Below are 26,754 nucleotides of genomic sequence, written 5' to 3' on the forward strand. Positions count from 1 at the left end.
GCGAATAACTAGTTAGCATCTCCCGTTGTTGATGCTCACTATTTAATTACCAGAGGATTACTTATGTTGAACTACAAAAAGCTTTCTGTTTTGACCTTAGTCGTTATTGCGTTGGCGCTGCCCGTTTGGGCTGGACACCACGGTCACACGAAAGACAATATTGTTGAAACTGCTGCCAGTACTGGCCAATTCGAAACCTTGCTTGCGGCTGCTACCGCCGCAGGTCTGGTTGATGCGCTTAGCGGCGAAGGCCCTTTGACCGTATTTGCGCCCACAGATGAAGCCTTTAGCACCTTACCAGCAGGTACTATTGCCTCACTATTAGAAGAAGAAAATCGCGATAAGCTCGTGCGAATTTTGACGTTCCACGTAGTTGCAGGGCAAGTGGGTAGTGATGCGTTAAGTGACAATGCAAGCTTGGAAACGCTCGCTGGGCCAGCGATTAGCTTTACGCAAACCGAAGGAGGATTCTCTGTTGAAGGGGCGTCAATTCTCACTACCGATATTGCAGCAAGCAACGGTATTGTGCACGTTATCGACCGCGTTATGTTACCTCCAGCACAGATGAGTCGCGTAGATGCAGAACGTATGATTATGGCCGCTATAGATAAAGGTGTTCCTATGTTCAACCACGGTAACCACAAAGGCACTGCACAGATCTACTCAATGACTGCCCAAACACTTATGAGCTCTGCCCAATTAATGCAACCCGAGCGAGACAGACTGCAACAAGCCATGTCTCAAATGACTACGGAAAACTCTGCCACAGAGAAAGCTTGGGCGCTTCGTCATGCTTTAGATGATGTAATGACGTCTATTCGTCATTCTCAGATATAACCTTCACACCAAAATGTCGCCTAAGATTCTGCGTTCTGAGGCGACATCTATACAAATTTCATTCTCAATACTAGAGGCCATAAGACCTAACGTTAAAACGAAATCGGCTCATCACCTAGAAGCTGCATGAGGAAAGGTGTTAAACCCGCTACACCTATACACATCAATACAGTCAGTGTAACCAAGGTTCCGCCAGCGATGTATTTAAGTGCGATATTTCTTCTTTCGGAAGCATAGAAATATAACTGAGCAGTCGCCAAAGGAATGACAAAACATCCAAACGTCCACATGGGAAAGAAAGGGTCGCCAAATGACGGCGAAGCACCTAAAACAGTACCGGTAATCAGATAACTGAACACACCTACTCTGAGTAACCACTGAGCGTTAGACACTAAAAACAGTCTGATAGCCCACTTTCTATGGTCTTTGATATTTCGAGCTCGCGCGGTAACCACCGTAAAATATGCGAAAACGAGAATGCATACCCCATTTATACTTGTACCTACAGCTGACAAAAGATCTGGACTCTTATCCCTAACCCAAGACAAATAGAAACCGGACAGTGCCAAACACAGTACGGTTAGCAGATAGACATACCCATTTATTCTATGAAATCTTGGAGCATGGGTACGCACTTTTGGAATGAGTTGAAGAGCACCGCCAAAGGCAACAATACCAGCTCCAACAGCGTGAGCAGCAAAAGCCCAGTTTCCTAACGTATCGCCTTCCTCAAACGGCGTACTCCCCATTGGCTCCCATCTATTCCAGATTTGCATATTGTCGCTAATGACTGAATACCCATAAAACGCCATGATGTAATAAAAGAAAAGCCACTGTCCAACGAGGATAGCGATAAACCAAAACATGGCTGAATACTTCAAAAACAACGTTGCAAAAGCTAATCTCGACGGATTTGAACGCTGGCCGGTTTTGTCAGTTTGCTGTGAATTCGACGACGCAATATTTTCTCTCAGAGTTTCCAAAACACGTTTCCCAATAGAGTGAAATTTGCCCATATTTTGGAAAAAGCAGATGTATTCGTCGTCCGAATGTGCCCATTAGGTCTAATTTTTCGGTTTTTTGGTGGTTATTTAGACTATTTTGCGTTTTTGAAGGCCGTCGGGGTAGAACCTACCAATTTTTTGAATGCAGAATTAAATGTAGATTTTGACTTAAAACCAACTTCATATGCGATGCTAGATACCAACATATCGGAATTCAACAACAGCTGTTTTGCCTCATCAATACGATACCCGTTTACGAACTGAAAAAAGTTGGTATGCAAACACTGAGACAGAGTTTCAGAAATGTAGTTTTCACTGATTGATATTTCAATGGACAAGCGATTAAGTGATAAGTCTTCGTCTTTAAATAGTTCGTCAACCTCCATCGAGGCTCTCAATTTATGCGCTATTTCTTCCATTTTTTCTACCGATATCACTGACACTCGCGGCTGTGGTTTAGCGGTAGGGTCGACCTTCTCAGCATCGGTGAGCACAACTTGTTTTAGCGCCAAATTGGTGAATGCGACTAAGATCAATAGCTCCAACACAGGTAATACAACACCCAAAGAAAGCCATTTAATGCCCGTGAAGGTGGCAACATAATTAGCCGTATACATTACCCATACCAACCCCCACAAAATCATCATTACTCTCAGCCATTCCATAGCGCGCTGCTCTATCGCAGAATACTTATCCATGAGTTGATTACGATGTTGAGAATGTAGTTTTAGCGCCGCAAATAAATAGGCGAAGGTAAACACAATAAAGGTAACCGCTGAAAACAAACAAGTGAGCTTAGCGATTCTCCATAGCTCGGGATCTCTTGTGGCAGGGTTTGCAAGCGCAAGCTTTTCATCAGGGCTTATTCCCAAAACAAATGGAAGCGTCCCTATAATCACAAGCACAGGCCCGAAAAATGCGAGTGCATAACTCTTCTTAGATATATTGCTGCCTGTCGTCATTGCTTCAAGGGCATAAAAGTAAAGCGCGGGCCCTAACAACATACGAATGGGCAATTGAAACCCTGCAATGCCAGGCGCATACCGATAAACACCAGAGAAAATATAAAGCTCACCAAGTATGTGAACCAGCAATAACCCCAATAGCCCAATTAGGAAATAGTTTTGCTTCTTTTTAGCATGAGTGGTTGCGCTGAAGATTGCAGAAACGACAACGCCCATCATTGTGGAATACAATACGGTAGGTAATACATCTACACCCACAAGTATCTCTCCACAAAGCGATCAGTTACTTTTAGTCGTATCATCTAAACTAACCTATGAAGGGTCCATTGGAAGGTTGACGTCATTTCCAGTGGTCTTTCCAACAGTTTTCCATTTAACACGAGGATTAATAATGCTCGGGCGTGTCATCACCAAATTGTTTGGATAAAGCACGATTTCTCGGTCTTCTGTGATGAGTTTTGTGTTGAAAAGACTCACGTCTGCAACATATCCCTCAATGTAGTTGTCACCGTCGATAATGCGTATAAAGTTACCTCGCTGCAAAGACTGATGAAACAGAATAATAAAATACGCTGTGATGTTGCTCAGTAAAGACCAAGAGGCAAACAGCGCAACCCCAGTTAGCGTAATGAGGGATGTTGAAACGAGTAATAGCCCAGAGAAATTGATTCCCCAAATGAGCAAAAGTATCGCCAATGCCACCAGCCCTACAATAAGCTTTATGGCGTGCTGTGCCGTATTGTAAGCCTCTGACTTAAGCTTACTACTGTCGACTTTTGAATTGACGAGGGGAAGCGCCAGTTTCGTTATAATTAGATATAAACCGAGTATTACCAGCGACCAAAATACACTCGATGCATATTCAACAAACCAGTCGCTTAGCGCGACAAAAACATCGCTGTTAATTATTTCCATTATTTTTGCTCAGTAAGTTTATCGGTTAACTCTTGTAGTTTTTGATGAAGTCGCATGATCTCGAGATCAGTTTTAAGGCTAACTTCGTAGTTCTGCGCTGCGGCTAAGCGATCTTTTGCACTCTGTCTATTTTGAGACATCATGATAATCGGTGCTTGTAATGCTGCCAGAGTAGAAAGCATAAGATTCAGTAAAATGAATGGAAATGGGTCGAATGCATCTGGGCCAGTTAACAAAAATATATTGACTCCCATCCAACCAATCATTAGCCCCACAAAGATGAGAATAAAGGTCCACGAGCCACCAAACTCCGCCACCTTATCAGCTAACCTTTCGCCGAACGATAGCTGCTCATCAAATGACTTATTCACGTTAGTCGCAATAGGGGAGCTGTTGGCAATACTCTCGATGACATGTTGCTCAGTCTCAGACAGCTCACCATACTTCATCCCTAGTAAGGCTCTAGCTAGATTTTCAAAATACTTTTTCATAACGCTTGCTATCTCAAGTGTAAACTAATCCCTATTATTGAGCTGTTGCAGTTGTGGATCAATAGATTCCATAGGAGCGAAAGCGATATGTAGTCAATGTGCTATGGTTAGCTAAGACAAAGTAGAGGGAATCACTAATGTTGGAAAGCTTTTTCAGAGGCGACTATATGCCTCATGGGCATTGTTACCTTTGGCAACCCCATATCCTCTATACACATGTCATCTCTGACATCCTCATAGCGTTAGCTTACTTTTCAATTCCAGTGGGCATAATGCTCTTCGTTAGAGGTAGGGAAGATATTAAAGACCATAGTGTGTTTGTTCTATTCTCTTTGTTCATTGTGTTTTGCGGGTTCAGTCACCTACTCGGCATTTGGACGATTTGGCAAGGAATTTATGGGCTACATGGCGTATCTAAGGCAATGACGGCGATAGTGTCGGTAGCGACGTCTATTTATATTTTTAGAGCACTTCCAGAAGCATTAGCGATTCCCTCAGCCGCCCAGTTTCAAGGGGTTGTTAGAAAACTCAGCGACCAATCAGACCAAAATGAAAAGCTTTTATTCGAGTTAGAAACACATAAACTCGCTCGAATTATGCTTGATTCACTTCCCATCAGTGCTCTTCTACTCGATCAATCTGGCACTATCAAGTTAAGTAATAAGTCCACAGAGACTGAGTTTTTGCTCGAGCGTACGAAACTGTTAAATACCTCTATTCAAGATATTTTTATCCCTATTGACGATAATTTTGGGGCCATTTTTGAACGCTTTGTTACTTTCCAAAATGAAGAAAAGGACATTTCATTCTTAGGAGATATTAGACCAAGCAACAGAGAGCTTATTCCCGTTGAATTAATCGTAACGCGCATAAACTACTCAGACACGGAGTTTTTACTCGTTACGCTAAAAAATCTGTCAGAAGTTGCCGAAATCAAGCAAGAGCTTTTGGAGTCTCATCTTCAACTGGAAAGAGCAACTAAAGCTACCCAAGATGGTATTTTTGAGTTCGATATGGTCTCAAATACTGGGAGTTGGTCAGAACAAATGTTCTCGCTCACAGGCATATCACCCCATGAAACACCAAGTCTTGAACTGTTTATGAAGCATGTTCACCCTGAACATACCGAGAGACTAAAGAGTGCGTTAAACACACATTTCGCGTCACATGAACAATTCAATTTCGAATATCTAGGCTTAAATACCGATGGAGAGTACGGATGGTTTCAAATCCGAGCGAATAGTTCCTTCAGCAACGACGGCAGCCCGCAGATACTGGCTGGTTCACTAAGGTATATTCAGAATCAGAAAGAAACCGAAGACTCTGAACGCCAAAAAGCAAACTTCTTAGCAGCGATCTATGATGGTGCCAATCAGGCAATATGGGCGACCGAGTGCTTGCCTGGTAATGAATTCAAGTTCGTGGAGTACAACGACACTGCATTGGAGCGCTCAGGTCCAAATATATCTAAAGACATGATTATCAATAAGACACTGTCGGAGCTTTCAGATACATTGTTCCCAGCATTTCTGGTTGAACGATTACGGGAAAACTATGCCACGTGCGCACGATCGGGAAAAACGCTGCAATATACTGAGCAATTCGAAGTAGGTAACACACAGTGGTATCAAACGAGCTTATATCCAGTGTTCGATGAAAACCGCTACGTTACCCATGTTATCGGCTCTGCCATTGATATTACTGAGCAAAAAAGTGCCGAATATGCATTAGACGAACAGAAAACATTTTTAGAAGGCATATTAAACAACTCGGTTTGTGGACTCTATATCTATGACCTGACTAAACAAACTAATATCCAAATAAATGAACGATATACTGATATATTGGGCTACACACTCGACGATATTACTCAGGTCGAAGACTTTAGTCAGTTATTCCATCCTGATGATCATGGCAAAGTGTTAGAACACATCTCCGAGGTTATTAGCTCACAAGCTGGCGCTTTAGTCTCATTGGAATACCGCATTAAGCATAAAAATGGTCATTGGGTGTGGTGTTATTCCTATGATTCAATTTTGAAACGTGACACCAATGGAATACCTCAACTTATGCTGGGCACGTTTATCGACGTCTCAGAAAAAAATGATCTGCTAACCCAACTCAGTGAATCAAATGAGTATCTTGAACGCTTTGCGTTCATTGCATCCCACGATTTGCAGGAGCCTCTCAGAAAAATCAATTCGTTTTCTGAGTCACTACTAGACAGCCTACATGGAAAGCTAGAAACAGAAACTGAGCAATATGAGTTGTCGAGGATAAACGATGCGGCGTCTCGCATGCGGATGATGATTAGGGATTTGCTCTCATTGTCCAGAATTACTACGAGAGAGTTGGAAGTAGTTAGTTGCCAAATTACGCCGCTAATAAACCAAGCACTCTCTGATTTATCTATATTAATCGAAGAAAAGCAAGCCACCATTGAAACAAACATCAATACTGAATGCTTCTATCTCGACGAATCTCTGTTCAAACAGGTCATTCAAAACCTTGTTCAAAATGCGCTAAAGTTTGTACCTGACACTGTAAAACCGCTCGTGACTATCTCGACAAGTTCAAACGAAATCCACGACATTATTGAAGTAATAGATAATGGCATTGGTATAGAGGTGGTGCATATTCAAACCATTTTTGATCCTTTTAGGCGACTGCATCGAAGGGATGAATACAGTGGCAGTGGCATTGGTTTAGCCATAGTGAAGCAAATTATGAAGGTTCACGGAGGTTCAGTTTCGTGTGAAAGCAAGTTGGGAGAGGGATCCGTGTTTACCTTAAAACTACCAAGGTTTTCAAATGTCTAAAATAGTGATCGTTGATGATGACAAAGACGACATCTACTTCTTTCTCAAAGCGTGCAAAAAGCTCGTTCCCGAGCCACAGGTCGTTCCATTACAAGATGGGAAGGAGCTACTCGCGTACGTCGAAACCGAATCTTGTCAGAATTCAATCATACTTCTTGATCTCAACATGCCGAAAATGGGTGGACTTGAGGTACTTAGCCGTCTAAACGAATCTGGTAGAATTAATAACATGGTTGTGATCACCTACTCTACTTCTGACAACCCGAATGATATCAATAAGTGCTATGAGCTAGGAGTAAAGTCATATATAACTAAACCTGATAGCAATAAACACTTAGCCGCGTTGGTGGATAACCTGCGCAACTACTGGTTTAACATCAACCAGTCCCCAGTGAGTTAGCAAACATGGAAAAAACACAAAGAAATATCGTTGTTTACTTAGTCGAGGATGACACAGACGATGCCTATCTCGTCAAAAAGCTGCTAACGCCAGACAGTTGCTTTACATTTGAGGTTAAGCACTTCCATACGCTAGACGAATTAGCACTAGCCCTTACAAATACGTCGTGTGATGCCATCCTATTAGATTTAGGCTTATCTGATACACGCGGAATGCAAACACTCTCAGTCATTCAAGAAAAGAACTACGCTATACCCATTATAGTTCTCACCGGGCTGGAAGAATCAGAGTTTGGCGAAAAGGCAATCCAATTAGGTGCCCAAGACTACATACCTAAAGCGGAGCTTCGAGGGAGTTTATTGAGGCGAGTGATTAAGTATGCAGTAGAGCGCTACAAAATGGTTCGAGAGCTCAAGCAATTAAGCTTGAAAGATCCGTTAACTTCACTAAGCAATAAAAAAGCCTTTCAAGATTCCGTTAAGGTAGCAATCGATACCTGGCAGAGATATCAAGATAGCTTTGCCGTCATGTTTATCGACTTAGATAAATTCAAACCCGTCAACGACACCTTCGGGCACAGCGTTGGCGACCAAGTGTTAAAACTGGTAGGTCAACGGCTAATTTCATACGGCAGAACAACGGATACTATTGCCAGAGTTGGTGGTGATGAATTTGCCATTATTCTACCAAAATTGACTGACAAAGAAGCTCTGCTAGCAGCGGCTGAACATAAACTCATGCTCATAAGACAGCCTATTTTTGTAGATACATCTGAGGGTTTAACTGAGGTGAAAGTGGACGCCAGTATAGGGATTGCAGTGCTCGACAAACACTGCACAGAACCAAGGAAAATTGTTGAGCACGCTGATAATGCTATGTATCGAGCGAAAGAATCGCCAGATGTTTCAATTGTTTTCTATCATCCGTAAGTGCGAGTTATTTGCAGCCTAACAATCACCTAAGCTAAGCGTGTATCAACTACAGTGACTACTGATTGATGTAAACTTTCGACGCTATTTTCCAGTCTTGGTCGATCTTCACCAAAGTGAGTACTTCGTATACCCTATCTTCGACTTTCAATTGTACCGTAGCCAAACGCTGGTCAATAACATCAATCGCAAGCAACTTAATTTCATCAATAAGCAAAGAATCATTAGGTATAACAGCCCACCTTTCTGCCAAACTGTGCATGTCGTCCCAACGTTCAAGTCGCGCTCCATCCATAGGTTGCTTCACAGGGCGCAACATAACAGCGTTCTTATCAAACGCTTGTTGAATCATTTCAGCAGAGCCAATTATCTGACCACCGATGTAATTGTTATAGATTGTTTGTTTTATTTGGCTCAATGTTTCTTCGTTGGTAGCAAACAACGTCTCAGTATTTGCTGCTAAAGGTTGCAGTGTCAAAGCAAACCAACATGCAATAATAAAACTGTAATTTTTCATTAGTGACTCCTCAGTAAAAACTGACGTTATTTTAGGTTGTCTCCACGATCGCACACACAGTAAATAATAGGAATTACCATCCAGTTAGCTTATTTCACTTAGAATTTTTGATAAATACAGTAGTAAAAATATGAAGTATCGATCCTGAATAAAGCATTTTTTACATGACATTGTTTGACTCACTACATTCCTTTCAAAATAAGGTATTCAATTAATAATCAATACTTTGTAAATTCAAATTCACGAAAGATAAATCTAAGATTCAACAAATACTTGTGAGCAAATGGATCTACTCATCCAAGGAGTCGCTCGGTCCTAAAACACTGTGTTTTTGAGGTTCACGCTTATGTTGTTAGATGCTTGTAGTTCCGATTCTAGGCCTTCGTCTTACGTGTTCTCTAATGTAGTAGAGATTACCGCGAGAGAACTCAGGTCTTTTTACGATGCGGATGAAATTTTTCTGTTCGTTAGAGAAGAAAGTCTTTGTGAAAATCTACTCCCCAAAAATGTTGGCGCTCGAATGATTGAAGGGATTTTGAAATCCGGCAAGATTACACCGAGCACTCAAGGAACCTATGCCACAGGGCAACTTAATATTGCACTTTCTTACGTTCACTATTTAGCTTTTAATGTAAATATTCAAAGTTTCGAAGGCGCACAAATTGTTTTAGTAAGCTACAACAGGGAGTTATCGCTTGTTAACAATGAATCTGTACTCCTCAAGAACAGCCTCCTTGCGCAACTGTTAGCCACAGCAAATGAAATCCTTACACTCGACGGTACAACAAAATTGAATGCTACCTCGAGTGATAATAGTCAAAGCTCGATGGGTATTCAGGAGACGAAGAGTCGAGACGCACTACAAATATTTTCTCTTGATGAGGCATTTCAAAACGCTATTGATGAGTTACGAAAACGTTCCCATGAATCTAACCTGAAAATCAAACTTAACGTTGACCCTCTCCACTATGATCTTCTCGGTAATCAACGGGCATTTAGTGAACTTCTCTCATCACTATTTGGATATGCCATTGCTATATGCTGTTCTGGCACATTGAACATAGGTTTAAAAACGAACTACTCCAACGGTCGATTGCAGCTATTTTTATCTATCTCCCACCCCAATAGAGCTATTGATAACGGAAAGCCAAGTACTATCCATCAAAAGTCATTAAGCAATCTACTCCTTGATGCCGAAATCGCTCTCGGTAAAATGAATGGTCGTGTACTTACCAGTCTCATCGAAAAAGATAGCCATTCAAAGCTGCTTGAACTCGATTTTTACGTGTTTCCCGACGGCAAAAAAGAACCCTCTACATCGGCACATGATGAACTCAGGGTACTATTAGCCGATGACTTACTGACGAATAGAATTATCACTGAAATGTTGCTCAGTGAATTTGGACTGTGCTCGGACCATGCTGAAAATGGATACGATGCAGTAAACCTTTTTCGAAAATCACGCTACGATGTAGTACTTATGGATTGCCAGATGCCTGTAATGGACGGAATACAGGCCACTCGAGAAATCCGACAACTCAACAGCCAAGTGAAAATCTATGCTGTAACGTCTGATGATACTATTGAAAATCAGAAGCGCTGCTTAGCAGCAGGTATGAATGACGTAATCATTAAGCCACTAACCAGCGAAAAATTGAAAAACCTGCTCCGACGTTGAAGGTACTCTCATCTCAGCACCGCGTTAACATTAGCTAACTACAGTTTCAGACAAAGGTTTCAGTAGGCTCACGAATTCAGCTTTTGAAATTGGCTTGGACAGCAGGTATCCCTGAAATGCTGAAGTAGATTTGTTTTTCAAGTATTCGAAGTCTTTGGGGTCTTCAACGCCTTCCACAATAACTTCCAACCCTAGGCTTTTCGCAAGGCTATTCACCGAAGACACGATAGCTTGTTTCTTATTTGATGCGTGAATGCCGTCTATAAAGCAGCGGTCTACTTTTACCGTGTGTAATGGCAGTTCATGAAGATAAGAAAGTGACGAATGCCCGGTGCCAAAGTCGTCTAACATAAATAAGACGCCTTTTTGCGTGAGGTTATTTATCAACATTTTGGTGCGCTGTAAGTTTGTCATTGCAACACTTTCAGTGATTTCTATTCGGAGGCGTCCTTTAGGACTAGGATACTTTGATAGTAAGTAACTGAGCTTATCAGCGTACATGGTATCTCTTAGCTGAATACAGCTCACATTAATGCTGATAAAACCTAATGTTTTAAACGTTGTTGAGAGTGCCTGGCAAACTTTTTCCACCACAAAACTGCCAATTTCTATAATGACACCTGATTGCTCCGCTATTGGGATAAACTCTGCAGGAGAAACAGGCCCGAGACGTTGACTATTCCATCTGAGTAACGCCTCCGCTCCCATTATCCGTTTTTGACTGTCAAAGATAGGCTGATAAACCACATTAAACTCTTCATTGTTCATTGCATCCTTTAGCTCTTTTTCAATGATGTTTTTTCGTTGGTACTGAGTGTGAAGTTCATCGGTGAAAAATAGATAAGGATTCCCCGTATCTCTGTTCACTAAATCCATAGCGAACTCAGTTTGCTTCAAGAGATTTTTTACTGTGTCTTGTGGAGGAGTCGCTCCAAAATCGATAGGCTTGAACAAACGAACTCCAGATTTGAACGTAAGGAAGAATTTTTCAGCACCGATTTTGACTTGATCCTTGAGCCTTTTTCTAAAGATTTCCAAGTGCTTAGTTATTTGCTCGAAAGCAACAGATTCTGATGGTGATATTCCGTTGACAAGCACTGCTAATAAATCGTGTTCAACACGCGCAACAAAAACCTTCCCACCGTCATTAAAGTCTATTTGTCCTTGGATTTTAGAGATTACATCGTCGTTAAATGAAAATCGCACAACATGTTTGGCGGCGCTGTAGCGTTCAAAATCGATGAATATTAACGCAGAATAGCTGCTATCTTCACTATTGATAAGTGAACGTGAAAGTATGTCGATAAACTCTTCAAACTCACTAACGGTATCGTTACCACAGGGTATCTTTGGTATGGCGGATTCACCATTTCGCGACTGTCTTCGCGCAATAATTATCGCCAACTCAAGAGCCAGCGAGGACATATTTGATGCAACAGCCTGCGACCATCTCTTGCTGGGTGTCAAGATACACAGGTAGTAATCACCAGATAAACCGAAAAAGCTCACTTTAGTTTCATCTTTATCAAACGCAATATGCTCGCTTCCCGTTACACCCAAAAAAGTAATACATGTGCGAATGGTCTCATCACTCACTTTAAGACCAGTCGGAAAACAACTCATACATCTAAATTTATGAATATTTCCATGAATTATTGCGATATTACTGCCGTTTAGGAGGTTTGAAATCTCACTCGCACAGCTTCGTAGAAATTCGGCGAGTTGCGATTCTCCGAAGGAATAATCTGCAAGCTCAAATTTTCTTACCGTATGTCTTAATCTACTCTCGATATACATCGTTACACCGCACTACCAAGGCCTCAAAAAAACAAGCATAGCACTGCAGCTCAAAAGGTATAATTACATAAGATTGAATTTGACTTAATAGACCTTTAAATAAATCGAAAAACAGTCAAATATCCATACTTTGTAAATAAATGGCGCTAAAAACACACCTTTTAGACTCATTTTGACTAACTATGAAATTTATTGAAATTTTAACTGTCATAATAAGGTCGTATATATTAGCCTCCGATGTTAACCAAAAGGTCAAGTTATGGATAAGGTAAATATAAGAATTGTCAGAGAGTTGTCTAAGAATGCGCGAATACCTTTCTCTCAACTCGCTAAAAAAGTGCATTTATCTCCGCCTGCTGTAGCAGAACGGGTTAGAAAGCTTGAAGAACAGGGTGTAATTACAGCCTACAAGCCAATAATAAACTTAGAGAAACTCGGTGTACCTATAAGAGCACTTGTAGAGTGCGAAGTTCACAAAGCAATGGAGCGCAAGTTAAAAGCTAAGTTAATTGACATGGATGAAGTTATTAAAATCTACAATGTAACCGGTATCACAACATTTATTGTAGAAGTAGGCGTAGCTACTCTAACCGAGTTAAATGACTTTATTGAGAGCATCATTGACTATTGTGATACCAATACTAAGTTGATCATGACTATTCCAATAGACGACGCCATACCACAAAGATTGGAGAAAATGCTAAGTAAACTCAAATGTGAGTAGTCATCGATTGGCCATTGGATCGGCCGATACTTCCAAATACAGTTATACACCTCATATATTCCGTCTTTTCCTTATTGAAACAGCTAGCACAGCAATCAACATCAATACATTGATAGCAATGGGCGCACCAACACTCACTGCTGACCGTTCGAACAACGCCTGATCGATGACCTCAATAGACTCTCCTATTACTTCTATTGACTCGTCTTCGCTGAATGTAATCGAGAGTAATAGTTCTGACACTGACGTTACCGAAATATTACTGAAATCAACAAATAGAGCGCTTGAACCTAAGCTAATCCGATTTTCAGAAAAACCAGTCAAATCCGTAAAACCACTAATGGAAAAGCTCAGTAGCTCCCGATTAGTCGTAGTCTTTAATTCCTGACTGGTACGAATTGATTCGCCTTGTGCGTTTACCCCGTCAGTGGCAGAAACACTTGTCGAAACAGAAGTTGTAGCAAACCCGAATACAGTGTCATCACCAGGAAATACAAAACTTGGGGCCAAGTTCACCTGAGAAGATGTCGGTTCTAACACACCGAAATCCATTACGTTAAATAGTGGTGCTAGGCTGGCTTGCAGAATGTTTTCTTGCCCAGGGGCAACTAATAAGTCGCTTGTTTTAATCACACTAGCCGAACAAAAAAAACTTGGTAAGAACACTAAAATTGCGATACACCGACTCATCAATAATCCCATGAAAATTTACCCTTGCAGGTCATATACTCTTGATGAAAATAGTAACGTTCGATTTGGGCTCAGCACTATAGCGAAGCAACGGCATATCGCTTCGATAAAGCTAGTAACAAAAGAAAGTGTCGAGGAAAGCTTTGATATTAAAAGTTAGCAGTAAAATCTCAACTATGGGGTGAGATCTGGCTTGAACCACATGCGCTCTGGTACGCCATTTCTTTTCATGGCAGGTATGTAAAGGTCTTCTTCAAAACCAAGGGCAATAGCTTGATTAACTATATCGAGTGCTTCAAGACTTTGCTTGTGATATTTAGCGAACGCAATATGCACTGTGCGACGTTCGATGATACTCAAATCAAAATCGATGGTTTCATCGTACTCTGAGAGTTCTGTATCTAATAGATACTGGCCATAACTTTCAGACATAATAAGGCGATCCACTTTGCCAAGATGGAGCAATCTCATGCCTTCTTGGGCAGTAGCGACCTCTAGTGTTTCTATAGATTTGTAATGAGCCAGCAAGGTGTCGTGCTCTCCAACGCGAATGCTCGCGATGATACCATCAGCATCTGGTGACGCCGTGTTGTAAAACGTTCCAAAAATACCGTACCCCAGTACGTCAGAAAACACAGCCCACTGATCTCTTCCTTCAAGATTTGCCGCTAGGAAGAGTCCATCCACCATACCGGATTGCACCAAGTTTTTAGCCCGAGCCCAAGGTACGGTAGTAACAGAAACACTGTAACCTAAGCGATTGAGACTCTCATTAATGAATTCCCAGTTCGCTCGATAAATAGGGTAATTTGCACTCAGCATTTTGTCGTGATCGTGCCCAACAGCGAAGGTCACTTGCTTTGCTTGAGCTTGAGGGAGTATGGCACACGTCACTATGAAACATAGAAACACACACTTCCATGCCCAATGGTAGACGTTAACAGTTGGTCTAAAATACAACGACAACTCTCCCTAGAGTTCTATCGGAAAATCTTTGGTAACACACACTATAGCTCCGTTAATTATGGTAAGACCAAAACAGTTTTTCAATGTATACACCAATTCCAATAGTTATTAACTACAGAGTGACTAGACCTCACGCAACTTTTCACGAATGTCCATCCATGCTTTGCCAATATGATTGAGGCCTCGCTGGTCTCGTCCAATACCCCAAAAATAATCGTACTGCGAGGTTTCTATAATCAGTCTTTCTTCAGTGGCAAGTAATGCGGCTTTTACTTCTTCATACATTTGTACCTTTATATACAAGGCACGTTTCATGAGTATTGGAGCAGTAGTATTGTACGCTTCTATTTTTCTGCGATACCAAGCTTTGCCGTAGGAATAAGCTTTTTCCCCTGTAGGAAGCGAAGCCACTTTCGTTCCTTGCGATACACTTCGCAAACACTTTGCTTGTACATAGTGTTCACACGTAAGCCAGTTTTCATCTTCCAGTAAGATGGGATGGGCAGAACACGTCGACAGTGGATTGGAGAGGTCAAAGCGTGAGAATTGGTAAGCTTTTTCCATCGCTAGGTTAGCTGTAAACACAATTATTCCATAAGTCTGATGAGGTTCCAGCCCAGTATAAAGTATTATCTGCGCAGTTGAAATTTCGATGCAAAGGGAAACTCAAAGTGGCGTGAATTGCCACTTTTAAACTGACCCGCACCGAACACGCTTGAACCACTGGTAAGTGAGATATGTGATCACCTCGATAGAAAAGGCCTTCACCGCTAGCTATATCATGATTTGCATAGATGCCATTGGTTGAAGCGTTGATCAATGTGGCGTGTACTACTGAAGAAATGAGAAAAGCAGAACAAAAAAGTTAATAGTTACAAAAAACTAAATTAAACACCTCATTGATGATGTTAACAAATATGACAAACGAAATTCTCTCAGCCGTGTAACGAAAATAGCAGGCAGTAAGCATAACTCTCATCCTTCCTACCAATACACATCGAGCTGAGCCAAATTGTATGACCAATATTGCTTGCACATGTCGTTCGATGAGCTTTTGAGCGCAAAATCGCCGATTAATTCCTATATTGTATAAAATCCATCCTAACAGCCCCCTTTATTGGTAAAAATTATTGGTAATATAAAGTTGAATAATTGGTTGTTAATTTGGTTGCGATTGTTTATATTGGCGACAACAATTGAATAACAATTAAATAACAGGCCATACCTACTACATGCCTGCATTATTAACAACGGAGAATTCGATATGTCGGTGATATCAGGGAAACATAGGAATTTTAGCACTCAGGAAGAACTCTTCAGACTTTCGCCAGTAGCCAAATTGGTAAAAGCAGCAGCGATTGCCTCGGTAGCAAGCTCCATTGCATTTACCGCGACAGCACAAGAAGCTGACACTGAAGCAAGTGCAGAAAGCAACGTTGAGGTTATTGACGTTGTTGGTACTCGTAGAACCATTCAAGATCAAATATCTATCAAACGCGAGTCTACTACCGTACTAGACGGCCTATCCTCTGAAGATATCGGTGACCTTCCTGCACTATCTATTGGTGAGGCTCTAGAATCCATTACTGGTGCATCATCACACCGTGAAAATGGCGGTGCTACTGAAATCACTATCCGTGGTTTAGGCCCATTCCTTAGTGCTACGCATATTAATGGTCGTGAAGCAACCAATGGTAGTGGTGACCGCTCCGTAAACTTTTCTCAGTTCCCTTCGGAGTTAATGAAAAAAGTAGGTATTTACAAAACTCAAGATGCTTCCATGATTGAAGGTGGTGTAGCAGGTGTTATTACACTAGAAACGCTAAAGCCGCTAGATTTTGGTAAACAACGCTTTCAAACTGAGTTGAAGCTAAACGCTAACCCAGACGAGTTTAATGTTGATAACTCTTTGCAAAGCGATCTTGGTTATCGAGGTACCATCAGTTATGTTGACCAATTTGAGTTTGAAGGCGGTCAAGAGCTAGGTTTATCGGTTGGTATTCAACGTCAAGACATTAGTCAACCAGAAGCAGAATATCGTAGTTCAAGCCCAACTGGTTCTTCATTGTGGGCTTGTTTGAACGATCCTACAAACACGAGCACGGGTTTCTTCCGAGATTCAGCGGGAGATTGTGAAGATCCAGGTAACCAAGGTTATCAAACGGATATTGACCCAGCTACAGGGCAAGCGGTAGACGCTGGAACACCTTACGCTTGGACTGGCTCAAGCAGAAGCTTCCGTCAGAATGAAACTTCTGATGAGCGTGATGCACTATTCATTGGTTTACAATACAAACCTACTGATAACTTAGATATCAATTTTGACGCTCAGATTTCTGACCGTATTCAGTCAGAAGCTCGCCACGATTTACTCTTCTTACAAAAGCGCGTTACTCCAGGGGTCACTGGGGAAAACCTTATCACTAACTCTGTTGGCGGTATTCTTCACTGGGAAGGTGAAGAACGCTTCGAATCTGCTGGTGAGCAATTTTCACGTGAAGAGAACTATCGTGGCTATGGCTTAAACGTGGAGTACTCACCTATTGATGAGTTGAGAATTACTGCTGACGTGAGCTACTCACAAACCAAGCGTGAAGAACTGCAAATCACAAACCGTGGCAGAACCAGCGGTCGTCCGTTCTTTTCTTGGGATATGGGAGAGTACATTCCACACCTAACGGTCTCTGATTTCGATGTAACGGATATCTCTAACTTTACCGATAGTCTACGTACTCGTATTGACCGCGAAAACGTACGTGAAAACGAAGTTATTGGTGCACGACTAGACTTTGAATACCTGTTGGGTGGCGAAACATTTAGCAGTATTCAAGGCGGGGTTAGAAAATCTGAACTCTCCTATGTTCAGTTCGGCGGTACCAACGGTAACGGTTCAAGAACTACTTATAACCTAGACGAAGCTGTAACGTCTGCTATCGACGTTCTTGAAGGATGTCAAATTGACTTCCCTGAATCAGACTTTTTATCAACAGTGTCTGACGGCAACATCATTACCAATGTTGACAGTGCAGGAAACGTAATTAGCAGCGGTACTGGCTCTTCTTGGGCCACCTATGACAACGTATGTTTCTCTCAAGCATTGGCAGCGGCAGCAGGCGGTGATTTCGCTTACCCAGAAGTTGAATATGAAAACTCTGGAACTATCGACGTTACCGAGGAAACAACCGCAGCCTACTTGATGGCAAACTACGACACTGAAATGTTTGGCAAATTCATTCGCGGTAACTTTGGTGTACGTGTAGTTGATACAGAAGTGACCTCTATTGGCTTTAGACAAGCAATTTCAGTTGTTGCTGATGAAAACGGTGTACTTGAGTTGGTCAGAGACCCTAACACTGTTGAACGCGTAGTTGGCGGTGGTGATTACACTGAAGTTTTACCTAGTTTCAACCTTGTCGTAGATTACAATGATTACATCTTACTAAGAGCCGGTATCTATCGTGGTATGTCTCGCGCAGATCCATCTGACATGGGTTATAGCCGTGACTTCATCGAAGATATAGGCGCAGATCCAACCAATGTGAGTGATTTGCTTGTTGGTGTAAATGGTTCTGGTAACCCGAATCTTCAACCGCTCATGTCGTGGAACTACGATGTTGCATTTGAGTGGTATCCCAATGAAGACTCAATCTTTGCCTTCGGTTTGTATCATAAACAGTTTAATGGCGGCTTCCAGCAACAAACAGAGCTAGAAACCTTTGTGGTAAATGGCGAAGAACTAGCCCTTCCTATTACCAATTCAGTTACCACTGATGATTCGAGCAGCCTTACAGGTATCGAAGTATCTGTGGCATACCGTTGGGACATCGGTGTTGGTGTTAAATTAGGCTATAACTATGCAGATACTGACTTTGAGTTCGAAGACAGTAACTATGGAGATACCTTCGAAACTGATATAGACGGCGTTACTACGCAGCTTACCCAAGGCATTATTCCTCCTGGCTCTGTTCCTGGATTCTCTGAGCACGTGTTCAGCGGTCAGATTTATTACCAAGTGGGTGATTTCGACACAGCGCTTATCTACAAATACCGTAGCGAATACTTCCAACCATACGTGAGCAATGGAACAAGACTTCGTTTTGTTAACGATGTAGGTGTTTGGGAAGCTCGTGCTTCATACAAGATCAATAAAAACATCCGTGTGAAAGTGGAAGCAATTAACTTGTTTAGTGAACCTCGTACAGATGATTTCTATGTATTAGGAAACACAGGCCAAGTAAGTGACTACGGTCCTCGTTTGTTCGCCGGAATCAGCTTCAAATATTAATGAGCAACAGCGAAGAGTTCACAAAACTCAACAAAAGCTAAAACAAAGAATTTAAACATTTTGGTAACGCACGAAGTCGCTATACGCAACTTTGGCGTTACCACTCAAGTTTGCGAAATTGGCGTATTTACCACCGCCGTTTTATGACAGTGCAACACTTGAGAACTGGAACTTTCAGGAGTAGAAAGCATGGTTAAAAAGTTATTTTTACCCGTCATAGCTGCAACCGCCTTAGTCGGCTGTTCGGGCAGTGATGATGCTGAACTAGACAATAATAGTCGAGGAAGCATCACCATATCGGGAGGCGAATTTATTGCTGGTGTTACACTTACAGCAACGGCAAGTGATGCTGATGGCATTGTAGCTGACACCCTCACATACGCTTGGTCTACCGGTGTAACTGGTCCAACGTATACCATCACCGAAGCTGATGAAGGCTCGATTATCTCAGTATCAGCTAACTATACTGACGAAGCAGGGTTTACAGAAGGTCTTGGCGCATCCACTACGGTTGTGTTACCAACGTTAAATGTAACGGCCAATGTAGTTAAAGGCCCAATCAGCGGTGCTACGTGTGAAATATATTCCGTTGATGATAGCGGCGCAGCGGTGTCACCTGCGCAAGCATCTGCAACCTCTGATGCGACAGGAAGTGTAACCTTCACTGATGTTCATTTTGAAGGTACAGGTTTAGTTTCTTGCTCAGGTGGTACTTATGTCGACGAAGCCACCGGCAACGCGCTTACGGCTCCAACGTTACGTTCAGTATTAGCTGTTGTTGAAGGTGATGCTGACAACCCAGCACCTACCTATGTTGTGTCTCCGCTAACAGAAATTGCAGTACAAGGCGCAGGCTCAGACCTAAATACGTTCTCTGACGTTGCGGCAGCCTACCACTTGCGTTTTGGTATTCGCTTTGATGCAACCCAAGTGACTCCTACTGCTGTAGGCGTGACTGCATTGGGTGGTGATGATGCAGAAGATGCTGATACTTACGGCTCAGTACTAGCGCTATTATCTTCACTAGATGCCAACGATGCTGATAGTGATATAGCAGCGTTAATGGCTGACCTTGCTACCGATTTGGCGGATGGGTCATTTTCAGAAGATAACCTTGATGCTTTAGAGTCAGCACAAATGACGTTGCAGACCACCTCTGCAGTGGCAGCCTTTGTTGATTCATCTTTGCTTGACCTCATTGGCGCCGCTATTGGTTACAACAACACGCCAGTAGCAGCAATTATCGAAGGAACTCTGGAAGGCACTATCCAAAACACAGCTACAGATCCTCTTACAGGAAGCGTTACGGTAACAGACCCCAACTTCTTAGAAGACGCAATTGTTGCACAAACCGATGTAGCGCTTGATTTCGGTACTTTCAGCATCACCGAGAGTGGTGATTGGTCGTACACTGTTGACGTGGCTAACGAGACAGTTGCAAACCTTGAAGTAGGTAACTCAGTACGCGACAACGTAACTATCGAATCTGTAGATGGTACTACAGCGGAGATTTCTATCCGCATTGCAGCACTGACGCAAGTTGCGCAAATCTCAGATACAGGTAACGACACGGGTGAAATTAGATTCAGTGTAGACAATCTTCGTCAAGGTAAGCTAACAGCTTCCTTCTCTAAAGACGTAGCATTAGGCAGTGACGGTAACGTTAAAGACGCTTACATCACGCTTTATGGTAGCTCTGGTAGCTCTTCTGAATCTCTTATCGACCTACGAATCCAAGGTAATCAAACTGATAGTGCAGGCCTTCCTATTGAGCCTCGCTTCTTTGTTCGAAACACTGATAGCGACGCCTACCCAGGTTCAATCGTTACAGCACCATTTGTAGAAGAGCAGTTCTATGACGTAGAAATTACGTGGAACATGGATGATGCAGAGCAACTTACGGTAAGCATCGATGGTGAAGTTATCGGTGGCGGTTCTTTCTCAACTGCTGCGGTAGTGGACTCAGACTTTACTGATTTAGACCAATGGTTTGCAGATGGTGTACAAACTATTCAGTTTAGATTTGGTGACAACGACAGAACCATTCCTTTCGGTTCATACTATGTCGACAACATCGCAGTATATTCAGATACCGACGGCACAGTTGCAGTATTTGAAGACAATTTTGAAAGTTACGATATTGGTGAAACCCTTGATGGCGATACCAGTGTTTACGGCTTAGCGATTTACTCTGAAGTCGTTGTATTTGATATTGGTGACGGTGAAGCAGACCCAACTCCAGCAGTGTTCTTTGACCTTACGGGTGCAATTACAAGTGACGCAACAGAGCCAGCTACTGGCATGGTAAGCATTCTTGACCCAGATGATGGCGAAGCATTCATCGTTCCAGGTTCTACAGTGAGCACTTACGGTATGTTCACCATTATGGAAGACGGTGCTTGGACTTATACTCTAGATACAGCTAACCCTGAAATTGCAGCATTAGTGTCTGGCGAGCGTTTAACTGACACCATCACTATCTCATCTGTTGACGGTACAACCGCAGATGTTGTTATTACAATTTCAGGTGTAGGCGGTGACACAGGTGGCGCTAACAAGGTTGCAGTCATCAGAGATACATTAGACAGCGACACTGGTGAATTACGCTACGCACTGGGTGATGATGGTCCACTAGCAGCGGGTAAAGTTTCAGCTAAAGTCATGCGACTAGACGACGATCTAGGTGATGGCGATGCATATATTACCTTGTTCAACTCGGCGACCAACAATGACGGTGCAATTCTAGACCTTCGCATCAGAGACAACAGTTTCGGCGTACGTAGCCCAAGCGATGTTGATACCTCTGCGGCAACAGTGATTCTTGGTGAGTTCATGGATGTAGCTATCACTTGGGAATATCCAGAGGGTAACCTAGAAGTTAATCCACTAGTTACTGTTGAGATTGATGGCGTAAGATTTACAGCCGAAGGATTTACTCCTGACAACAATTCATTCGGTGGTGTGACTCACGTTTCATTCCGTTTTGGTGACAACAGCGGAACTAGACCAGATACAGGTACTTTTACTGTTGATGACCTTGTGATTTACTCAGATACTGATGGTTCAACAGAAGTCTTCTCAGATGATTTTGAGTCGTACATTGAAGGTGATTCACTTGATACTGACAATGCGGCATCTCCATACAACTCAAGCACTTCAGAAGCAATTGTAGAGACAATTGGCGAGGACGGTGGCCCTGGTACGCCGGGTAACAAAATTGCCGAAATCCGTGATACAGACGCTTCAGACACTGGTGAATTGAGATATGCACTTGGTGATGATGGTCCGTTAGCTCAAGGTCGATTTGAAGTAGCAATTAAGCGTCTTGATGATGACCTAGGTGATGGTGATGCGTATATCACACTGTTCAACTCTGCCACCAATAACGATGGCGCAATCCTAGACTTGCGAATCAGAGACAACAGTTTCGGTGTTCGCAGCCCTAGCGATTTGGATACGTCTGCAGCTACAGTAGTACTCGACCAGTTCATGAACGTTGTAGTGACCTGGGCATACCCTGAGGGCAACCTAGAAGTTAATCCTCTAGTTACGGTTGAAGTTGATGGTGTAAGATTTACGACTGACGGATTTACGCCAGACAACAACTCGTTTGGCGGTGTAACGCACGTGTCAGTCCGCTTCGGTGATAACAGCGGAACACGACCTGACACAGGTGTTGTATCGGTGGATAACTTTACCATCTATTCAGACACCGACGGTTCTACTCAGGTATTTATGGATGACTTTGAAGCGTATCTTGAAGGTGACTCACTAGATACCGACAATGCAGCATCACCTTACAACTCTTCAACCTCTGAAGCAGTAGTAGGCGTAGAAGAGTAAACTCAATACTCTGATAGTACATGAGGCGGGTATCCGCCTTCTGCTAACAAAAGGCCCCTCTTTTTAAGAGGGGCCTTTTTCACTTGCGATTAATCACTTATTGCATCTAACGCAACTGATACTATCCGTTAAGGCTGAATAGCTTGCGCCTCACTTTGCTCCATCCTCTTTAACGTTCAACTAGCGCATTCCATAATTTATGTGCATGTTAAAAGACCAATCTAGCTATGACTTTATAGCTGTACTAACTATTTTCACTCGAGTCCAAATAAGAGTTGTACTGTAAAAGCCACTGCAGTGAGGATGTAAGAAGGGGCTCGCCTATAGAGAATACGTTAAGTCAGAAGATACTGACTCACACGCCCAACAAAAAAAGCCCCAGATTTTCATCTAGGGCTTATTTAATGCGTTCAGATAGTCGAATAGTGCTATTCGCTTTCGTTGTAACCTGTATGGCTATTGCGAATTTCATAGAAGGTCGCTTGCGCGAACTCATCTGGATCACTCGAATTGTTAAGGTGATATACCCCTACTTTGAAATACATATACTGCCCATCTTCACCATACAAGCTATCGCTCATATCATAGTTCGCCACCACGTCCTCTTTACCTTCACGAGAAATAGTTACCGTAAGTAAATTCACGGTCACATTAATGTGGTAGCTAAATTTCTCATCTAAGGCGATACCATCTGCCGGGTTAGATGCACTACTACTTCTTGAACCAATCATTTCAACATAAGTTTCTATATTGTCACCCGTTGAATCTTCAACTCTACTTTCATGGGCAAAATAGATGGAGCCTAGTGAATTACCAGGAAGTTTGCGATAGTACAAGCGAATAGGTTCATCATCATTGGCGTGTATCTGGCCAATAATCAAACGTCCAATCTGATAGTTCTCTCCGGTGGTGGTGACATTGTTCACAGCCAACGTCACATGCAGATCACCGTCTACACCACCGGCATCCGCTTGACCTTGTGCTGAGGCACTGCCGAATACCCAATTGTTCTCATTAACCCCTTGGGTTCGGATGGAAGTATTTCCACGACGCAGCATTTCTCGAAGCTCAACCCGCACGTAGTTGGTATTCTCCGACGTTTTAAAACCATAACTCGGCGAACGCATTACAATGCCATTGTCAGCTGAAGCATAGAAAAACTCAGAATTGGTATAGCCCGCAGCCAATTCATTTTCCCAAATTGAATCTGAACGACCGTTATTGTCTTCGTCGGTAGGAACACTGAGGTACCAATCAGCCAAATCGATCCCCAATTCATTAGGGAACACATCAGCGAATTCGCCAGTCGCGTCCGCACAGCTGTGTGCCTGTACCTCAACAATAGCGTTATTGGTATTTTCGCTATTCCCTAACCCTACAATTCGGACATAACGCGCTTGAGACTCTTGCAGGCTTACTAACTCAAAGCCGCTATGACGACCACTAGACTCCAAGTTATCACCCACGTTTGACCAAGTTTGATTGTCTAGCGAGGTTTCAACATAGAAAGAAGCGACTCTTGACGCCCCGTCATACCATTTTATGGTGAGTGCGCCTAACGTGCGCTCCTCGCCTAAATCAAGTTCAAGACTTTGGCTTGTTCCATCAGAAGACCATCTAGATGCGGGTGTTGTATCGCTATCAATAGCGTTTCCAGGTGCCATTGATGTGTCGTGATTACCGTCGTCCGTCGCTGATACAAATGGATACGTGGTGTTTGTACAGGCTTCCGGTTCTGGATCTGGTTCAGGTGTTACTGGTATCACAGGGTCGGGTAACGATGGTGAGGATGAGCCTCCACCGCCACATGAAATTACACCCATTAAAAGCATGGTCAATGCAGAAGTTGAAGCTAACTTAAACGGTTGACCATAGTTTGATTTTTTCATATTGAACTTTCCTAGAGAGCTGCTGTTGGGCTAAGCACAAAAATGGTTAACCAAAAGGTTGTTGAATTGTAAAACTAATTATCATTATCATCAACTTTATGCAGACCAATTAACTAAATTTTAATTACCAATACAAAGTATTGACAGACAATAAGGTTAGCCAATATTAAGAGTTGTAAGTTTTGATAATTATAAGGCGGGCTTGAAGAGAGGGTTAGTCAGCTAACCCCTTCTTCAAAGGAGAGTTACACTGAGAATTTGGCGGTTATTGCACTTATATTTACGGACTGCTCACCTAGACTCTCTAGCTTTAAACGCACTTCAGTGGAGTTGTCGCCTATTTCGTCGGCGGTGGTAGCAATCTCGGTAATGCGCTGCGCGATAGTGGAAACAACACTCGATTGTTCGTCGGCCGCTGTAGCAACCTGAATATTCATGTGTAAAAGCTGCTGAATTGATTGGTCGTTGTTTTTGACAATATTGCGAATATTATCCATGGCGCTATTAACTAATTTGTGTTGCTTATCAGAATCCGCAATATCCAGCATGGTTTTCTCTGAACTCTCTTGCAGTTTGTTCAGAATCTCTTTTATCTCAATAGTGCTCGACTGACTGCGTTGTGCTAGCGTTCTGACTTCGTCAGCGACTACGGCAAACCCGCGCCCCTGCTCACCTGCCCGAGCAGCCTCAATGGCTGCATTTAGCGCCAACAGATTAGTTTGTTCAGAAATCTCCTGAATCACACCTAGTACGGAATGAATAGAGGAAACATTGTCGCCCAATTCACTGATAGATTCCCTGACATTCGACATCACATCATCTAGGTTATCTAACTGCTCACAGGAGAGTTGTACATGGTGCAAAACATCGTGCATCTCTTCTTTTACAGTATCAGCAGATTGGCGTGTTTGATTCGCATTCTGGGCAATCTCAGCAGAAGTTGCAGCCATCTGTTCAATCGCTGTAGCCACCTGTGTAGCTTCATCTTTCTGACTCATACTGCGCTGCTCTAGGTCAACCTGTCGTGCCGTTGAAATTTCTGCTATTTGGTTGAGCGTGACACTCGTATTTTTCAAATGATTGATGTCGTTTGCCATGGTATTCAAAAAGCGATTCACGGCTTTTGATATGTTATCTAACACATCAAGTTTACTCGCGGGAATGGTAGCAGTGAGATCGCCTTCACCCTCAGCCAGTCCTTCCATTGAGTGACGCAAATTACGCAATGGCTCATACATTCGGGTCACAGCAAATAGTATAAAAATAGACACCGACAGAATAATTATCACCAACAGGGAAATAGAGCTTGTCAGTGAGCTTGAAATCTCGTGACTAACAGCGTTATTTATTTCACCTTTTAGTTCATCCACACTGTCTATATAGAACCCGGTACAAATAACTACATCCCACTTTGGGATATAAATCGAATAAGCGTATTTTGGTGAGGGTTCTGCTTGTCCTGGCTTGTTTTTGTAATAAGTGCTGAAACCGGTGCCGTCCATACCTGCTCTAATCAGATTTTGAACCACATAATTGCCTTTCACATCTGTCTCATTCCAGCCGTTTTCGCCGGGTTTACCACCAGCACCATGCTGCATGCGCTCGCCATCGGTTTTATGAGTAAATATATAACCATTACCGTTATCAAATTGATACCTGTTGAGAAGCTCCATTGCTTCATAAAAACCTTCATAGCCGGGCATGTTAATGTAGGGGTCTATCATTTCCCTAGCAGATTCAAGAACGGTCACTAAACGCTTTTTTTCGATCTTCATGATGGTGTCATGGCTGATCTCATTGATACTCGCGTTTATCGCATTTGAACTACTGATTTGATTATAAAATCCAAGAGAGGCAACTATACAGAGAGGGATAAAAACTAAGAGGTATATCTGAAATTTTAACGAACGCAACATATAGATACTCCATAAATACACTTACGCTCGAAGAAACTCATATTTACTACTGGTAATCAACTGCGTAGCGAAATAAAAACTCTATAAAA

At 42.5% G+C, this 26,754-nt stretch carries 19 protein-coding genes; 8 read left to right on the top strand and 11 right to left on the bottom strand.

Annotation, left to right across the window (positions count from 1 at the left end):
• The first annotated feature begins 63 nt into the window (after window positions 1-63).
• Window positions 64-837 (top strand): fasciclin domain-containing protein, encoded by a 774-nt coding sequence (locus EYS00_RS11595; RefSeq protein WP_130636714.1) that lies wholly within the window; start codon window positions 64-66, stop codon window positions 835-837.
• A 92-nt stretch (window positions 838-929) separates the two neighbouring features.
• Here the strand turns inward: EYS00_RS11595 and EYS00_RS11600 are convergent, their stop codons facing one another.
• From EYS00_RS11600 to EYS00_RS11615, 4 genes are all read right to left on the bottom strand, one after another.
• Entirely contained in the window at window positions 930-1,820 is an 891-nt protein-coding gene (locus EYS00_RS11600) for a DUF2306 domain-containing protein (RefSeq protein WP_242618748.1), read from the bottom strand.
• A 113-nt stretch (window positions 1,821-1,933) separates the two neighbouring features.
• Window positions 1,934-3,064, bottom strand: a complete 1,131-nt coding sequence (locus EYS00_RS11605; RefSeq protein ID WP_242618749.1) for an AraC family transcriptional regulator — start codon at window positions 3,062-3,064, stop codon at window positions 1,934-1,936.
• 54 nt (window positions 3,065-3,118) lie between these two features.
• Complete coding sequence (locus EYS00_RS11610; protein WP_130636716.1) at window positions 3,119-3,721, bottom strand: mechanosensitive ion channel domain-containing protein; 603 nt, start codon at window positions 3,719-3,721, stop codon at window positions 3,119-3,121.
• A complete protein-coding gene (locus EYS00_RS11615) occupies window positions 3,721-4,212 on the bottom strand; it encodes a DUF1003 domain-containing protein (protein WP_130636717.1) in 492 nt (163 codons plus the stop codon). The genes EYS00_RS11610 and EYS00_RS11615 overlap by 1 nt, the downstream gene beginning before the upstream one ends.
• Before the next feature lie 137 nt (window positions 4,213-4,349).
• On the opposite strand from EYS00_RS11615, the gene EYS00_RS11620 reads away from it, so the two are divergent.
• From EYS00_RS11620 to EYS00_RS11630, 3 genes are read left to right on the top strand one after another with little or no spacing between them, the layout of a single operon-like run.
• Complete coding sequence (locus tag EYS00_RS11620) at window positions 4,350-7,031, top strand: PAS domain-containing protein (protein ID WP_130636718.1); 2,682 nt, start codon at window positions 4,350-4,352, stop codon at window positions 7,029-7,031.
• Entirely contained in the window at window positions 7,024-7,431 is a 408-nt protein-coding gene (locus EYS00_RS11625; protein WP_130636719.1) for a response regulator, read from the top strand. The genes EYS00_RS11620 and EYS00_RS11625 overlap by 8 nt, the downstream gene beginning before the upstream one ends.
• A 5-nt stretch (window positions 7,432-7,436) precedes the next feature.
• Window positions 7,437-8,360 (top strand): GGDEF domain-containing response regulator, encoded by a 924-nt coding sequence (locus tag EYS00_RS11630; RefSeq protein WP_130636720.1) that lies wholly within the window; start codon window positions 7,437-7,439, stop codon window positions 8,358-8,360.
• A gap of 58 nt (window positions 8,361-8,418) precedes the next feature.
• Here EYS00_RS11630 and EYS00_RS11635 read toward each other — a convergent pair whose 3' ends face one another.
• A complete protein-coding gene (locus tag EYS00_RS11635) occupies window positions 8,419-8,877 on the bottom strand; it encodes a nuclear transport factor 2 family protein (RefSeq protein WP_130636721.1) in 459 nt (152 codons plus the stop codon).
• Between the two features lie 346 nt (window positions 8,878-9,223).
• Between EYS00_RS11635 and EYS00_RS11640 the strand changes: the two genes are divergently transcribed.
• On the top strand, window positions 9,224-10,555 hold the full coding sequence (locus EYS00_RS11640) for a response regulator (protein ID WP_130636722.1): 1,332 nt from the start codon (window positions 9,224-9,226) through the stop codon (window positions 10,553-10,555).
• Window positions 10,556-10,585: 30 nt separating this feature from the next.
• Here the strand turns inward: EYS00_RS11640 and EYS00_RS11645 are convergent, their stop codons facing one another.
• Window positions 10,586-12,151 carry a bifunctional diguanylate cyclase/phosphodiesterase gene (locus tag EYS00_RS11645; RefSeq protein WP_165399369.1) on the bottom strand — a complete coding sequence of 522 codons (1,566 nt, stop codon included), beginning with the start codon at window positions 12,149-12,151 and terminating at the stop codon, window positions 10,586-10,588.
• A 460-nt stretch (window positions 12,152-12,611) separates the two neighbouring features.
• Here EYS00_RS11645 and EYS00_RS11650 point away from each other — a divergent pair, with 460 nt between their 5' ends.
• The gene (locus tag EYS00_RS11650; protein WP_130636724.1) at window positions 12,612-13,076 is read left to right on the top strand and encodes an Lrp/AsnC family transcriptional regulator; all 465 of its coding nucleotides are present in this window, start codon (window positions 12,612-12,614) and stop codon (window positions 13,074-13,076) included.
• 51 nt (window positions 13,077-13,127) lie between these two features.
• Here the strand turns inward: EYS00_RS11650 and EYS00_RS11655 are convergent, their stop codons facing one another.
• The 3 genes from EYS00_RS11655 to EYS00_RS11665 all read right to left on the bottom strand — a co-directional run bounded on the left by EYS00_RS11655 (window position 13,128) and on the right by EYS00_RS11665 (window position 15,317).
• Entirely contained in the window at window positions 13,128-13,709 is a 582-nt protein-coding gene (locus tag EYS00_RS11655) for a hypothetical protein (RefSeq protein ID WP_130636725.1), read from the bottom strand.
• 231 nt (window positions 13,710-13,940) lie between these two features.
• Entirely contained in the window at window positions 13,941-14,678 is a 738-nt protein-coding gene (locus EYS00_RS11660; protein WP_242618750.1) for an ABC transporter substrate-binding protein, read from the bottom strand.
• Window positions 14,679-14,855: 177 nt separating this feature from the next.
• Window positions 14,856-15,317, bottom strand: coding sequence for an NADAR family protein (locus tag EYS00_RS11665; protein WP_130636727.1), 462 nt, complete (start codon window positions 15,315-15,317; stop codon window positions 14,856-14,858).
• Between the two features lie 679 nt (window positions 15,318-15,996).
• On the opposite strand from EYS00_RS11665, the gene EYS00_RS11670 reads away from it, so the two are divergent.
• Both EYS00_RS11670 and EYS00_RS11675 read left to right on the top strand, forming a co-directional pair.
• Window positions 15,997-19,017 carry a TonB-dependent receptor gene (locus EYS00_RS11670; protein ID WP_130636729.1) on the top strand — a complete coding sequence of 1,007 codons (3,021 nt, stop codon included), beginning with the start codon at window positions 15,997-15,999 and terminating at the stop codon, window positions 19,015-19,017.
• Window positions 19,018-19,206: 189 nt separating this feature from the next.
• Window positions 19,207-22,860: a VCBS domain-containing protein gene (locus EYS00_RS11675; protein WP_130636731.1), complete on the top strand. Its 3,654-nt coding sequence runs from the start codon at window positions 19,207-19,209 to the stop codon at window positions 22,858-22,860.
• A 428-nt stretch (window positions 22,861-23,288) separates the two neighbouring features.
• Here EYS00_RS11675 and EYS00_RS11680 read toward each other — a convergent pair whose 3' ends face one another.
• Complete coding sequence (locus tag EYS00_RS11680; protein ID WP_130636733.1) at window positions 23,289-24,749, bottom strand: polysaccharide lyase family 7 protein; 1,461 nt, start codon at window positions 24,747-24,749, stop codon at window positions 23,289-23,291.
• A gap of 245 nt (window positions 24,750-24,994) precedes the next feature.
• Window positions 24,995-26,524 (bottom strand): methyl-accepting chemotaxis protein, encoded by a 1,530-nt coding sequence (locus EYS00_RS11685; protein ID WP_165399370.1) that lies wholly within the window; start codon window positions 26,522-26,524, stop codon window positions 24,995-24,997.
• Window positions 26,525-26,754: the final 230 nt, after the last annotated feature.

The sequence above is a fragment of the Alteromonas sp. KUL49 genome (assembly GCF_006538345.1).
Classification (GTDB): Bacteria; Pseudomonadota; Gammaproteobacteria; order Enterobacterales; family Alteromonadaceae; genus Alteromonas.